Source organism: Blastococcus haudaquaticus, assembly GCF_900230285.1.
Lineage (GTDB): Bacteria > Actinomycetota > Actinomycetes > Mycobacteriales > Geodermatophilaceae > Blastococcus_B > Blastococcus_B haudaquaticus.
In genome coordinates, this window is sequence record NZ_OCNK01000003.1 from 196,214 (window position 1) to 209,487 (window position 13,274).

Below are 13,274 nucleotides of genomic sequence, written 5' to 3' on the forward strand. Positions count from 1 at the left end.
GAGCGGCACCGGGTGATCTTCCCCTGTCGGGGACCCGGTCGCGCGTCCGAGCGACGTCCCGATCACGCTCAGCCACGAAGTCGCAGGTAAGGCGCTCAGCCGGCGCGCAGGACCCGGTACTCGGCGACGGTCGCCATGGGCGGCCGCTCGTCGACGGCCACCGCGCGGCTGCGCGGCACGAACCCGGTGCCGTCGTGCCGGAACTGGGTGAGCAGCCCGCTGGCGGTGAGCGGCTGGTGCCCGGGCCGGCCGCACTCGGCGCGGGCCAGCACCGTGGACACGACCTCCCCGGCCATGGCGCCGAGCGCCTCCTGCGACTGCGAGGTGTGCCGGCGGACGCCGAGGTCGACCTGGGCGAGCGAGGAGAGCCCGCCCAGCCGGAGCAGGTCGATGAGCAGTCCCACCTCGACGCCGTAGGCGGACACGAACGGCACCTGCTCCAGGACCGAGCGCCGCCCGGCGTACTCGCCGCCGAGCGGCTGGACGAAGCCCGCGAGCTCCGGCCAGAGCGCGTTCAGCAGCGGCCGGGCGGTCAGCTCGGTGACCCGGCCCCCGCCTGCCGGCTGCACGTGCCCGTCGACCTCGAGCGGCCGGGTGTAGCAGCCCTTGACGTAGCTGACCTGCGGGTCGGCCAGCAGCGGTCCGAGCAGGCCCGGCACGTAATGGGCGACGTCGCCGATCAGGTCGGAGTCCAGGAAGACGACGAGGTCGCCGGTGGTGGCGGCGAGCGACTTCCAGAGCGCCTCGCCCTTGCCCGGCCGGGTGCCGTGATCGGCGAGCACCTCGGTGGTGGCGACGACGTCCGCGCCGGCGGCCCGGGCGACGGCGGCGGTGGCGTCGGTGGAGTCGGAGTCGACGACCAGGAGCTCGTCGATCAGCGGCAGCCGGACCATCCAGCGTTCGCGCAGATCGGCCACCAGCCGTCCGACCGAGGCCTCCTCGTTCCGGGCCGGCAGGACGACGCTGACGCGGTGCCCGCCCCGACGCTTGGCGCGCAGCAGGGCGTCCAGATCGATCTCGGCCAGCGAGGTGGCGGAGGTCGTGCGGCTCTGGAACCAGGCGCGGGCGTCGGGTCTCATCACGTCACTGTCGACGAGGACACCGGAGCACGCCAGGACGGCGCTCGGGTGTTCACGCGTTCGTCACCGGAAATCGTCCGGCTGGACGCCGACTTCTTGCGGATCCCTTGCGGTTCCCGAGCGCTGCGCCTGCGGTTGGCCCGGCAAGGTCGTCCCTGCACCACCCAGGGGGAACCGCCGCCCGGACCGAGGAGACCACGATGAACCGCACCGACGCAGCCCTGTCCCGCCGCGTCACCGGTGCGCGTCTCGCCGTGGCCGCCTCGGTCCTGGGCGGCACTCTCGCCCTCGCGGGCCTCGGCGCCTTCGGTGACCTGGCCTCCGCGCCGGCCGGCGACGTCGGCCCCGGCATCGCGACGGTGGAGCTGTCGCAGCCGGTCGGCACCCGGTAGGAACACCCCATGACCGGCCGGTCCGAGGACGTCGACGAGTACGTCGCCGCGCTCCCCGACGACGCCCGGACGGTGATGGAGGACGTGCGCCGCGTCGTCCACCGGCTCGTGCCCGGCGTCGCCGAGACGATCAGCTACCGGATGCCCACGTTCGTCCTGGACGGCCTGCCGCTCGTGCACGTCGCCGCCTGGAAGAAGCACCTGGGCCTGTACCCGCTGCCCCCGATGGACGGCGAGCTGGCCGCGCAGGTGGAGCCGTACCGCGGTGCCAAGGACGCGATGCAGCTGCGCTACGACCGGCCGGTGCCCTACGACCTGGTGGAACGCGTCGTCGCCGTACTCCTGGAGCAGCGGCACCGCGGGAACGACTGACGTCCGCCCACAGCGCACGCACAGCCGCGGTACAGCCGGGAGCCGGGTCCCCTTCCTAGCGTCGGTATCGAAGCCGACCCACGAGGGAGAACGACCATGGGCACCCCGCCTCCGCACGCCGCCACCCCGACCCTGCCCCCGACCTACGAGGGCCGGGCGCTGCCCCGACCCGACGAGGAGGTGGTCGACCAGGGGCTGCGCTTCGACGTCGACACGCTGCTCAGCCGCCGCCGGATGCTGGCCTTCCTGGGCATCGGGAGCGCGACGCTGGGGCTGGCCGCCTGTGGCGCCGGTCCGGGGAGCTCCGCGGCCTCGACGTCGTCGTCCGCCGCGTCGTCGGCCGCGGCCGGCACCGGGAGCGAGATCCCCGAAGAGACCGCCGGCCCCTACCCCGGGGACGGCTCCAACGGCCCGAACGTGCTCGAGGAGAGCGGCATCGTCCGCAGCGACATCCGCTCCAGCTTCGGCGAGATGAGCGGCACCGCCGAGGGCGTGCCCATGACGCTGGAGCTGTCGATCGCCGATCTGGCCAACGGGGGTATCCCCTTCGAGGGCGTGGCCGTGTACGTGTGGCACTGCACCCGCGAGGGCGGCTACTCGCTGTACTCCGACGGCATCACCGACCAGAACTACCTGCGCGGTGTCCAGGTCGCCGATGCGTCGGGGACGGTGCGCTTCACCAGCGTCTTCCCCGCTTGCTACGACGGCCGCTGGCCGCACATCCACTTCGAGGTCTATCCCGACCAGGCCGGCATCACCGACTCGGCCAACGTCATCGCCACCTCGCAGGTCGCGCTGCCGCAGGACGTCTGCGCGACGGTCTACGCGGAGGAGGGCTACGAGGCCTCGGTGTCGAACCTGTCCGGGGTGAGCCTCAGCGGCGACAACGTCTTCGGGGACGACGGCGGGGCGAGTCAGCTGGCCACGGTGACCGGGAACGTGCGCTCCGGGTACACGGTGACGCTGCCGGTGCGGATCGACACCACGACGACGCCGACCGGCGGTGGCACGGGCGGCGACGGAGCTCCGTCGGGCGCTCCGGGCGGCGGCAACCCCGGCGGGCCGCCGAGGTGAGCCTCGGACCGATGGAGATCGGGCTGATCGTGCTGGCCGTCATGCTGCTGTTCGGCTACCGGAAGCTGCCGGACGCGTCCCGGTCGCTGGGCCGGTCGGTGCGCATCCTGAGGAGCGAGATCGGCGCTGCTCCGGTGGAGGGTGAGGTGCCTGGGACCACGGGGACGACATCGACCGGATGACCTGTGCCACACGCCCGGCGCGGAGTACGGTCCCGCCTCATGACATGGCTGGTCACAGGGGGTGCCGGGTACATCGGCGCCCACGTGGTCAGGGCCATGCAGGAGGCCGGCGACGACGTGGTCGTGCTCGACGACCTGTCCTCCGGTGAGCAGTGCCGCATCCCCGACGTCCCGCTGGTGGTGGGCAGCACCCTCGACGCCGAGTTCGTGCAGCGGACCCTGCAGGGGCACCGGGTGCGCGGGATCGTGCACCTGGCGGCGAAGAAGTCCGTCGAGGAGTCGGTCCGGGAGCCGCTGCGCTACTACCGGGAGAACGTCGAGGGCCTGCGGGTGCTGCTCGAGGCGGCGACGTCGTCCGGTGTCGAGTCGTTCGTCTTCTCCTCGAGCGCGGCGGTCTACGGCGCCCCCGACGTGGACCTGGTCGCCGAGAGCACGACGTGCGCGCCGGTGAACCCCTACGGACAGACGAAGCTCATCGGTGAGCGCCTGGTCGCCGACGTGGCTGCTGCGACCGGCCTCCGGTACGCCGCCCTGCGCTACTTCAACGTGGCGGGTTGCGACCTCCCGGAGCTCGTCGACCGCGGGTCGGCCAACCTCGTCCCGATGGTGTTCGACCGGCTGGCCTCGGGGCGGGCCCCGCTGATCTTCGGCGGCGACTACGCGACCCCCGACGGCAGCTGCATCCGCGACTTCGTGCACGTCGCCGACATCGCCTCGGCGCACGTGGCGGCGGCGCGGGCCCTGGCCGAGAGCAGCGTGACCGGGTTGGTGGCCAACATCGGCCGCGGCGAGGGCATCTCCGTGCGCGAGATGGTGGCGACCATCCGCGAGGTCACCGGCACCGCGGACGACGCGTGGGCCGAGCCGGTGGTGCACCCGCGGCGTCCCGGCGACCCACCGCGGGTGGTCGCGGCCGCCGACACGATCGAGCGGGTCCTGGGCTGGACGGCCCGGTACGGGGTGCGCGAGATGGTCGAGTCGGCGTGGGCCGGCCGGCCGGTCTCAGCGGGCGACGGCGTCCCGCGCCAGAGCCGTGGGGCTGTCCTCGCCGACCGCCGCGCCCTCTCCGGTGGGCGCGGGGTGGCCGAGGTCGGTGAGCCAACCGCGCAGCACGCGGTGGAGCTGCTCGGCGCCGACGATCTCGCCGGGCGCCTGCCAGGCCCGCGGGTAGGCCAGGAGCGCATGCTGCTGCGGTCCACCCAGCCCGCCGTGTGAGCCCACGTGCGGCTCGAACGGTGACGCCTCGTCGGTGTCGGGGTCGTAGCGGCTGTTGATCACGACGTCCGCGCAGTGCGGGAACGTCGAGACGCGGGCGACCAGCGCCGCGGCGTGCTCGCCGTAGGGGAGCAGCGGGTCGGTGCCGATGACGACGCCGGTCGCCAGCCGGTGCAGGCCGTCGCGGCCGAGCACCACCGGCCCGAACTCCTCGGAGTGCACCAGCGCGAAGCCGACGCCGTCGTGGTCGACCAGGCCGGGCAGCAGGCCGGGCCAGTGCCGCTCCATCTCCTCCAGCGAGACCCGGCCGGGGATGTCGGGGAAGGACACCATCGCCTGGTGGCCGGAGACGACGCAGACGACGCCGGGGGCCACCCGCGGCACCTCCCCGGTCAGCCCGGGCTCGAACGCGTGCTCGTGGTGCACGGCGGAGGCCCGCTCGACCCGGTCGCGCAGCCGGCGGGCGATGAGCCCACCGCTCTCGCCGAGGGCGGTGGCCACCTGCCAGCTCTCGACGGGGCGGCGGCTGTCGCGGGTCCCGGTGGTCGGCTGGGCGCCCGGTGAGCCGCACAACCGTCCGACGAGCTCCTCGATCGACTCCCCGAACCGGTCGGTGAAGGCCCAGCCCTGCGTCTGGCCATGGTCGGAGAGGACGACCAGGTGGTACTCCCGCGGCGCCACCGACGCGGCGCGGTGCAGGCGCCCGAGCTGCTGGTCGATGGTGCGCAGCACGGCCAGGCTGTCGGCGCGCTCGAGGCCGCCGTGGTGGGCGGCCTCGTCGTAGCCGAGGAAGTCGGAGTAGACGACGGGGCGGCCGGCGAGCATGTCGTCCAGCAGCGCGAAGACGACGACGTCGCGGGAGATGACCGTGACCCCGGGGCGGGCCAGCGGGTAGATGCCGCCGCGGCTGACCCGCGGCCGGACGTCGTCCCGGCGCTCGCGGGCGGCGGCGGCGAGCTCGCGGACGATGTCGACCAGCGAGACGCCGATGGTGCGCAGCGCGTTCACCGGGCTGGCGAAGTAGGCGTAGTACCCGGAGCCGACGCGCTCGCGGGTGCGCCGGGTGACGCGCGACGACGCCGGGACGACGTGCGACAGCGAGCTCATCGTGAGGCTGACGTGGGCGGCGTCGCCGGTGAACAGGTTGCCGCGGCCGGCGCCGTCCGGGGCGAGCAGGCCGCGCCCGTCGGAGTGCCGGCGCTCGACCTCCACCGCGTCGGCCGGGTGCGAGACGCGGGTGATGTGGTCCCGGTCCTTCTCGTACCAGCGGAACCCGAGGATGTCGTGGTTGGAGCCGTGCAGGATGCCGCTCACCGCCGCGCCGGTCTGCGAGCTCCAGTCGGTGTGCCAGGAGGTCATGGTGTGGCTGCCCGAGCGGAGCCAGGACGCGAGGTTCGGCATCCAGCCGTCGCGGACGGCGCGGCGCGCGGTGTCGTAGGACAGCGCGTCGATCTGGAGGAACAGCACGCCGGGCGGGCGATCCGCGGAGGGGACGGCGCCCGCCCGGCGGCGGGCCCGGCGGAAGAAGATCTCGTCCTCGTCGACGGCGAGCAGGCTGCTGACCACGCCGGACACGGCGGCGAGCACGAGGGCCACCCACACCGCGACCTTCAGGTTGTCCATCTGCACGCCGGGGACGGCGTAGGAGACGGCGAGCACCAGGGCGCCGAGGAGCAGGAAGCTGCCGAGGCCGAGGGTGAAGAAGGCGACGGGCAGGGCCACCCGCATGATCACCGGCCAGGCCACCGCGGACAGGACACCCAGGGTCAGCGCCATCACCGGCGCCTGCCACGCCGACGACAGCTCGAAGCCGTCCAGCCGGTCGCTGAGCACGACCAGCGTCCCGGTGACCGCCGCCCAGGTGACGACGACGCGGGCCAGGGTGCGGCCGGTGCGCAGCAGCCGGCCGGGGGTGGGGGCGGTCATGCGGTCTCGCAGCGCTCGGGCTCGCGGGCGGCGACGACCGCTGCCGTGCGGCGACGCCGCGTGCTCACCTGGTTGGTGATCGCGCTGACGGCGAGCACCAGGACGGTGGCCACCAGCATCGCGATCAGCGGGGAGTCGAAGATGCCGCCGCTGATCACGCCGAGCAGCGAGTAGGCCAGCGCCCACAGGAAGGCGGCGAGGAGGGACGCCGGCACCAGCCGGCGCCACGGATAGGCCAGGGCGCCGGCGGCGACCAGCACCGGGATGCGCCCGGCGGGGAGCAGCCGGCCGGCGACGATGATCTGCCAGCCGTGCACCCGGAACTGCTCGCGCACCTCGTCGACCCGTTCGGCGTGCTGACCGCGGACGAGCCACCGGACCGCCGACGGGCCGCCGAACCGGGCGATCGCGAAGGTGATCAGGTCGCCGGTCAGCGCGCCCAGGGTGGCCAGGAGCAGCACCAGCGGCAGGCCGAGGCTGCCGGCGGCCATGGCGAACGCGGCCGCGGCGCCGACGACCAGGCCGGTGGGCACCACCGGCACGACGGAGCCCAGCAGCACCAGCCCGAACAGCAGCGGATAGCCGATCTGGGTGCCCTCGGACCAGGGCGCGGTGAGCAGGTCGACGGTCATGCCGCGGCCCTCGGCGCGGTCAGGTCGACGGCGGAACCGGGCTCGGTGACCACGACGCGCGTCGGCAGCCCGCGCGCGGCCACCTCGGTGGCGAAGGCGTGGGGCGGATCGACCAGCAACCGCCGCATACGAGCGCGCAACGGGGACGGGAACGAGGCCATTCCGGCGACGGCGAGCGTGCCCCAGTGGACGGGGACGGCGATCCGCGGCCGGACGAGCGCGACGGCGTCGGCGGCGGTCACCGGGTCGAGGTGGCCGGGGCCCAGCGTCGGCCCCCAGCCCCACACGGGCAGGAGCGCGACGTCGACGGCGCGGCCGCCGAGGACCGCCATGCCGTCGTACAGGCCGGTGTCGCCGCTGACGTAGACGCGTGCGCCGCCGCCCTCGAGCAGGAAGCCGATGGACTCGGTGGCGGGGCCATGGGTGGAGCGGGGGCCCCAGCGGTGGCCGCTGTGCTCGGCGCGGACGGCGGTGACGCGCAGGCCGCCGTCGGACACCGCCTCGCCGGCCGAGAGCTCGTCGACGTGGGGGAAGCCGCGGCCGCGCAGCCAGGCGGCGGCGCCCCGCGGCACCACGATGCGGGTGCGCGGGCCGACCGTGCGCAGCGACGGGATGTGCAGGTGGTCGCCGTGCAGGTGGCTGATCAGGACCAGGTCGACGCCGGCCCAGGTGGCGGGGTCGGGGAGGGGCACCACGCGGCGCAGCGCGCCGACGGTGGGCGCGAGGAGGGGGTCGGTGAGCACGGTGCGGCCGGCCAGCTCGATCCGGACGGTCGAGTGGCCCAGGAAGTGCAGCTCCGGGCTCGTCACGCGGTCAGTCTGCTCGCGGGCAGGGACGGTTCCCAAGGCGTTTGCACCCGTCTGGGGGCTGCCGGGCGTGGAAATGGGGGAGAACCCTGAGCCGGCCAGTCGAGGATTCGGCTGGTCCCCGAGTGGGGACCGGTCCGGTCACGTGATCGGCGTCGCCTCGCGCAGTGGATGGTCCGCGTCCGCCGACTCGACGCTGACGCGTGCTGACGGGAGGGCCGGGGCGTCGCGGCCGCGCCCCCGGCAGCCCGAGGCGTGGACGGCTCGCTCCCACACGACACCGTCGGCTCCGTAGCGGATCAGCGACGTCCAAGAGCCGTCCCGTCGCCGGACCCAGGCGATGTGGCGGCCCCGGTGCCATGCCCCGTCGGTGTGCCGCACCTCGACGTCGGCGGGCGGGGCGTGCAGGAACGTGTCGGCCGCGACCGCGAGGTGCACCGCGATCCGCACGTCCTCCCGGGGGAGCTGGGTGGCCGCTGCCGCCAGCGCCACGGCCGTCGCGTGCACGTCGTTGGGTTCCGGTACCGGCCCGCCGACGGCGAGGGCAGGCAGGTAGACGCTCCAGTTCAGAAGATGTCGCTCGACGATGGCCGCGAACCGCACGATGGGTGCTCCTTGCGAACGGGAGAGGCGTCCGTCCGTGTCGACGGATCGGGGCGCCTCGCTGCGGCTGCGGTCGACAGCTCGGGGCCGACCGGCGCAGTGCATGGGTCCAGGAGGCACGCGGCGCGTGCCGGCCGGAGGGAAGTCGCTGACGCTCCTGGAGCCCCGAGGGGATGCCCAGCCTGGCGTTGCGGGGGCGGTACTGGCGGCTGTGACTTCAACCGAGAGGACCTGAGTCCGCGGAGCTTCGCAGCGCGTGAGGACCTGTGACGGACTGTCCTCGGAACTGTGCGGATAAGCAAGACCCGCCGCCCCTCGGCGAGCCCGGCACTCAGGGACCGGCCGTAACCCCGTTCGTGGCGGCTCGGTCAGCCGACGGCCGGGACGGCGACCAGTGCGGCGACGTCGTCGATGGTCAGGTCGTGCGGCTGGGTGCGGCCGTTCAGCAGCTCCACGCCGGTGTCGAGGACGGCGGCGTGCAGGGCCGGGGTGCTGATGCCCCCGGCGATGGCGATCAGGCCGAAGTCCTTCGTCGTCCGCAGGATGGCGCTGAACACCTGCATGGCGCGCCCGGTGTCGTCGCGGGAGGCCAGGGCGGCGACGTCGACGCGGACCATGTCGAGGGGGACGCGCGCGAGCAGCGCGAACAGGCTGTGCCCCATGCCGTAGTTGTCGAGGCAGAGCTTGACGCCGCTGCGGCGCACCGCCTCGAGCTCGGGCACCAGTGCCGCGGACGCGGTCAGCAGCGTCTCCTCGGTGAAGGAGAGCAGCAGCCGGTGCGCCGGGAGACCGGAGGCGTTGAGTGCGCCGGCGACCTCGCCGGCCAGGCCGTCGGCCGTGGCGAAGCCGGCCGGCAGGCTCACCGCGACGCCGATGTCCTCGGCGGACAGGCCGGCGACCGCGCGGGTGGCCTCGTGCAGCAGCCAGGTCAGCAGCTCCGCCGCCCGGCCCTGCCGCTCGGCGAAGCCCCACAGCTCGAGGCCGCGCACCTCGGCGTGCTCGGGGTGGGACCACGTCGGGACGGCGTGCAGCCACTCGATGCGGCCGTCGGGGGTGCAGGCGGCGTCCAGGCGCACGGCGAAGACGCCCTCGGCGACGACGTCGTGGAAGTCGGGCTGGCTCTCGACGCCCGCGTTGGCGGTCTCGACGCCGGCGAGCCGCACGCAGCCCTTGCCGGCGGCCTTGGCCTCGCGCAGCGCGGCGTCGGCCTCGCGGAAGGCCACCTGGCCTCCGGCCGCGCCGATCGTCGCGACGCCGACGCTGGCACCGACCGCGAAGGCCCCGTCGCTGGTGCGGTGGGGCATGCCGAGGGTGTCCACGACGCGCCGGGCGACGTCGTCGGCCTCGGCGAGGGTGCCGGTGACGAGGACGGCGAACTCGTCGCCGCCGAGGCGGGCGACCAGGTCGTCCTCGCGGACGACGGTGTGCAGCCGGCGGGCCACCTCGACCAGCAGCTGGTCGCCGGCCTCGTGCCCGGCGACGTCGTTGACGGCCTTGAAGCCGTCGAGGTCCAGGACGAGCAGGCAGCGCTGGTCGTGGGACGGGGTGCCCAGCTCCTTGAAGAGCATGGCGCGGTTGGGCAGCGCGGTCAGGTGGTCGGTGTAGGCCATGCGCTCGAGCTCGCGCTCGCGGTGGCGGCGGGTGGTGACGTCGCGCAGGTAGAGCACGCGCCGTCCGCTCCCCGGGCGCTCGGTGGCGGTGGCCTCGATCTCCCGGGACGGGCCGTCGGCGCGGACCACCGAGAAGTGCAGCGGCGGGCCGTCCCCGCCGGGAACGTGGAGGGTGCCCGCTCGGACGGCGTCGCGGTCGCCGGCGTCGACGAGGTCGAGCAGGCAGACCTCGTCCTCGGCGTCGGCACCGAGACCGAGCAGGCTGCGGGCGGCCGGTGAGGTGAACAGGAGGCGGAACTCCCCGTCCATGATGGCGATGCCGTCGGAACTGGCCTCGATCAGCTCGCGGAAGTCCTCCTCGCTGCGGACGAGGTCCTCGGTCATCCGGCCGTCCTCGCGCATGCGCAGCACGAGGCGGACCGCCATGAGGGTGAGGACGACCGCGATACCGATCTCGGCGGCGGTGGAGTGCGAGTGCTCCCGCCACTCCATCAGCCCGATGGCGACGGGGAGGGACAGCAGCGCGCCGACGACGAGCGCCATGCCGATCGGGCTGACGACGGGGGCGGAGGCCTTGGCGGTGTGGTCGGCGAACCGCCGGGGCGCGAAGCTCGCCGCCAGGACGACGGTCTGCAGGCCCATGGCGACCGAGACGTCGGACACCGCCGTCCACAGGGCCGAGGGGTCGACGATGGCCATGGCCTCGGCGACGCCCGCGGTGGCCTGCCAGGCGACGGCGCCGATGAGGATGCTGGCCGAGCGGCGCAGCGCCGCCGTCGACACGGTGCACAGCGCACCGGCGCCACCGAGCATCGCGGCGCCGTAGGCGCCGTACATGAGCACGAGGGAGCGCAGGTCCTCCGGGGCGTCGGCGGGGTTGACCAGCGGAGTCCGGAGCACCTCGGTGACGACGAGCAGGGCGACGGTGATGACCAGGCCGTCGACGACGAGCGCGAGCCAGCGGGTGCGCCTGACCCGGCGGGCCAGCAGCCCGCAGATCAGCAGCGGGGCGGTGGCGCCGGCGAAGAGGAGGACGTCGTCGAAGCCGAAGCCGTCCAGCTCCGGGCCCGGGAAGCCCGCGGCGAGCCACTGGGCGGTCATGAAGAGGAGCGAGGCGTACCCGAGGATGCGCCACGGGCGGCCGGCGTCGCGGGCCATGGGCCGGGCGATGCGGAAGGCCTCCCACGACGAGGAGGCGGCGACGGCGCCGAGGACGATCTCGTCCCACTGCATGCCGGTGCCGTCGGGCGCGCTGAACGGGACGGTGAGCGCGAGGCCGAGGAGGCCCAGCGGCACCGTCCAGCGGACGCTCCGGGGGATGTCGCGCAGGCCGATCACGGCGTCACCGCCGGGAGGGCGGCGACGTCGGGGAGGGCGGGGACGTCCGGTACGTCCCACGCGCCGGCGGCCAGCTGGGCGGCCTCGAGCGGGCGGGCGAAGACGTAGCCCTGCAGGTAGCGGTGCCCCATGTCGCGCAGCAGGGTCAGGACGGCGGCGTTGGTGACCCCCTCGACGATGACGGGCAGGTCGAGGCTGGAGCCGAGCTGGAGGACCGCGCGGCACATGGCGCGGCGGGCGGGGTCGTGCTCGACGTTGGACAGGAAGTACTGGTCCATCTTGAGCACGTCGATCGGCATACCGACCAGGTAGGCCAGCGACGACCAGCCGGTGCCGAAGTCGTCGACGGCGACGCGGACGCCGAGCCGGCGGAGGGCGGTGAGGTCCTCGATGACGTGCGAGTCGTCGAGCAGCACCGACTCGGTGATCTCGACGATCAGCCGCGAGGCGGGCAGGGCGCTGACCTCCAGGGCGGCGAGGACGTCGGGGACGAGCTCGCCGCTGCGCACCTGGTGGGCCGACACGTTGACCGCGACGCCCAGGTCGGTCCCGTCGAGCGCGGCGACCGTGCTGCACGCCTCGCGGAGCACCCACCGGCCGACCTCGGTGATCAGCGGCGACTCCTCGGCGAGCGGCACGAACTCGGTGGGGGAGACGTCGCCGTAGAGCGGGTGGCGCCAGCGCAGCAGCGCCTCCACCGACACGGTGCGGTGCAGGACGACGTCGACGACGGGCTGGAAGACCAGGCGCAGTTCGCCGCGTCCGAGGGCGTGTTCGAGGTCCGCGCGCAGGACGGCGCGCCGGTCCTCCTCGACGCGCAGGGCATCGTCGTACCGGTGGACGCAGCCCGGGCCGGCGGTGGCGGCACTGCGCAGGGCGAGCTCGCCGCGGCGCAGCGCCTCGCCGGTGTCGATCCCGGCGCTGAGGGTGGTCACACCCGCGACGGCGGACAGGCGGAGGGAGCCGCCCGGGACGGGGACCGGCCCGACGGCGTCCACCAGGCGGGCGCCCACGGTCTCGGCGTCGGCGATCGTGCCCTCGACGAGGACGACGAAGTCGCCGTCCTTGCCGCGGGCCAGCCAGTCCTCCCCGCGCAGCGCGCGGGTGAGCCGGGCGGTGAGCGCGCGCAGGACGGCGGTCTCGGTGTCGGGCGCGAGGACCTCGGTGGCCAGGCCGCTGATGCGGACGAGGGCGAGGCTGGTCGGCCGGCTCTGCGCGTCGCGGTGCACCGCGCCCAGGCGGCGGACGAGGGCGGCGCGGTTGGGCAGGCCGGTGACGGGGTCGGTGAGGGAGAACTCGGACAGGTCCGCGTCGAGCCCGGTCACGGGCCCGCGCGGGCTGATGTCGCGGCAGTAGAGCACCAGCGCGCCGACGTCGGGGTCGTCGCGCAGGTCGCGGACGGTGGCCTGGATGAGGCGCCATCGCCCGTCGGCGTGCCGGACCCGGGCGGTGCGGACGGCCAGCTCCTCCGGGCGGCTGCGGTCGGCGTTCAGGGCGCCGACCAGGGCGGCGCGGTCGTCGGGGTGCACGACGGAGGCGACGGGCCGGCCGTGGACCGCCGCCGGGTCGAAGCCCAGCAGGTCGGCGATGCCCTGGGACGCGAACGTGATGCGGAGCCGGTCGTCGAGGATGACCACCGGGTCGACGCTGCTCTTCACGAGCGTGCGGAAGGAGGACTGGCTGCGCTGCAGGGCGCCGGTCAGGCGTCGCTGGCGGGTCCAGAGCGTGGCCTGGAAGCCGACCAGGACGGCCAGCCCGGCGGCGGCCAGGACGGCGCCGAGACCGGTGGGCACGGCCACGAGGCCGCCGACGACGAGGGAGACGGCGACCACGGCCGCGGGAACGGCGACGAGCCCGGTGCGCCCCGAGGGGGACGCCGGGAGCACAGGCCCTGGCTGCCCCAGGACGGGGGCGGTGGTCACACGGCTCTGATCGGGAACTGTGGAGGTCCGCTGCAGCGTCGTTACCGATTCGTCACCCGGGTGGGTGACGCCGCGTTCGCCGTCTTCTCCGGAAGTTGCGGGTGTGTGTGGCCCGGGTGAGGG

General features: G+C 74.5%; 11 protein-coding genes and 1 pseudogene. 5 read left to right on the forward strand and 7 right to left on the reverse strand.

From position 1 onward, the window contains the following. Positions 1-95: 95 nt before the first annotated feature. Positions 96-1,079, reverse strand: coding sequence for a glucosyl-3-phosphoglycerate synthase (locus CRP30_RS12330; protein WP_097184934.1), 984 nt, complete (start codon positions 1,077-1,079; stop codon positions 96-98). Positions 1,080-1,279: 200 nt separating this feature from the next. Here CRP30_RS12330 and CRP30_RS12335 point away from each other — a divergent pair, with 200 nt between their 5' ends. From CRP30_RS12335 to galE, 5 genes and pseudogenes are all read left to right on the forward strand, one after another. After that, complete coding sequence (locus tag CRP30_RS12335; RefSeq protein ID WP_097184288.1) at positions 1,280-1,471, forward strand: hypothetical protein; 192 nt, start codon at positions 1,280-1,282, stop codon at positions 1,469-1,471. Between the two features lie 9 nt (positions 1,472-1,480). After that, a complete protein-coding gene (locus CRP30_RS12340; RefSeq protein WP_097184289.1) occupies positions 1,481-1,843 on the forward strand; it encodes an iron chaperone in 363 nt (120 codons plus the stop codon). A 96-nt stretch (positions 1,844-1,939) separates the two neighbouring features. Next, positions 1,940-2,917, forward strand: a complete 978-nt coding sequence (locus CRP30_RS12345) for an intradiol ring-cleavage dioxygenase (protein WP_097184290.1) — start codon at positions 1,940-1,942, stop codon at positions 2,915-2,917. Positions 2,918-2,928: 11 nt separating this feature from the next. Beyond that, the gene (locus tag CRP30_RS12350; RefSeq protein WP_200814725.1) at positions 2,929-3,099 is read left to right on the forward strand and encodes a twin-arginine translocase TatA/TatE family subunit; all 171 of its coding nucleotides are present in this window, start codon (positions 2,929-2,931) and stop codon (positions 3,097-3,099) included. Between the two features lie 39 nt (positions 3,100-3,138). Continuing rightward, positions 3,139-4,077, forward strand: a pseudogene (gene galE, locus CRP30_RS12355) (UDP-glucose 4-epimerase GalE); the annotation flags it as partial. Between the two features lie 24 nt (positions 4,078-4,101). Here galE and CRP30_RS12360 read toward each other — a convergent pair. The 6 genes from CRP30_RS12360 to CRP30_RS12385 form a co-directional block, all read right to left on the reverse strand. Beyond that, complete coding sequence (locus CRP30_RS12360; protein ID WP_097184292.1) at positions 4,102-6,240, reverse strand: phage holin family protein; 2,139 nt, start codon at positions 6,238-6,240, stop codon at positions 4,102-4,104. Continuing rightward, positions 6,237-6,872: a DedA family protein gene (locus CRP30_RS12365; protein ID WP_097184293.1), complete on the reverse strand. Its 636-nt coding sequence runs from the start codon at positions 6,870-6,872 to the stop codon at positions 6,237-6,239. The genes CRP30_RS12360 and CRP30_RS12365 overlap by 4 nt, the downstream gene beginning before the upstream one ends. Continuing rightward, on the reverse strand, positions 6,869-7,681 hold the full coding sequence (locus tag CRP30_RS12370) for an MBL fold metallo-hydrolase (RefSeq protein ID WP_097184294.1): 813 nt from the start codon (positions 7,679-7,681) through the stop codon (positions 6,869-6,871). The genes CRP30_RS12365 and CRP30_RS12370 overlap by 4 nt, the downstream gene beginning before the upstream one ends. 138 nt (positions 7,682-7,819) lie before the next feature. Then, entirely contained in the window at positions 7,820-8,281 is a 462-nt protein-coding gene (locus CRP30_RS12375) for a hypothetical protein (RefSeq protein WP_097184295.1), read from the reverse strand. Between the two features lie 368 nt (positions 8,282-8,649). Beyond that, a complete protein-coding gene (locus CRP30_RS12380) occupies positions 8,650-11,229 on the reverse strand; it encodes a diguanylate cyclase domain-containing protein (protein ID WP_097184296.1) in 2,580 nt (859 codons plus the stop codon). Beyond that, positions 11,226-13,115, reverse strand: a complete 1,890-nt coding sequence (locus CRP30_RS12385; RefSeq protein ID WP_159961710.1) for a putative bifunctional diguanylate cyclase/phosphodiesterase — start codon at positions 13,113-13,115, stop codon at positions 11,226-11,228. Before CRP30_RS12385 ends, CRP30_RS12380 begins: the two co-directional genes overlap by 4 nt. Between the last annotated feature and the right edge of the window lie 159 nt (positions 13,116-13,274).

Coding starts and splice junctions, on each gene's coding strand:
- CRP30_RS12330 (WP_097184934.1), bottom strand. CDS start 1,079: ATGAGACCCGACGCCCGCGCCTGGTTCCAGAGCCGCACGACCTCCGCC.
- CRP30_RS12335 (WP_097184288.1), top strand. CDS start 1,280: ATGAACCGCACCGACGCAGCCCTGTCCCGCCGCGTCACCGGTGCGCGT.
- CRP30_RS12340 (WP_097184289.1), top strand. CDS start 1,481: ATGACCGGCCGGTCCGAGGACGTCGACGAGTACGTCGCCGCGCTCCCC.
- CRP30_RS12345 (WP_097184290.1), top strand. CDS start 1,940: ATGGGCACCCCGCCTCCGCACGCCGCCACCCCGACCCTGCCCCCGACC.
- CRP30_RS12350 (WP_200814725.1), top strand. CDS start 2,929: ATGGAGATCGGGCTGATCGTGCTGGCCGTCATGCTGCTGTTCGGCTAC.
- CRP30_RS12360 (WP_097184292.1), bottom strand. CDS start 6,240: ATGACCGCCCCCACCCCCGGCCGGCTGCTGCGCACCGGCCGCACCCTG.
- CRP30_RS12365 (WP_097184293.1), bottom strand. CDS start 6,872: ATGACCGTCGACCTGCTCACCGCGCCCTGGTCCGAGGGCACCCAGATC.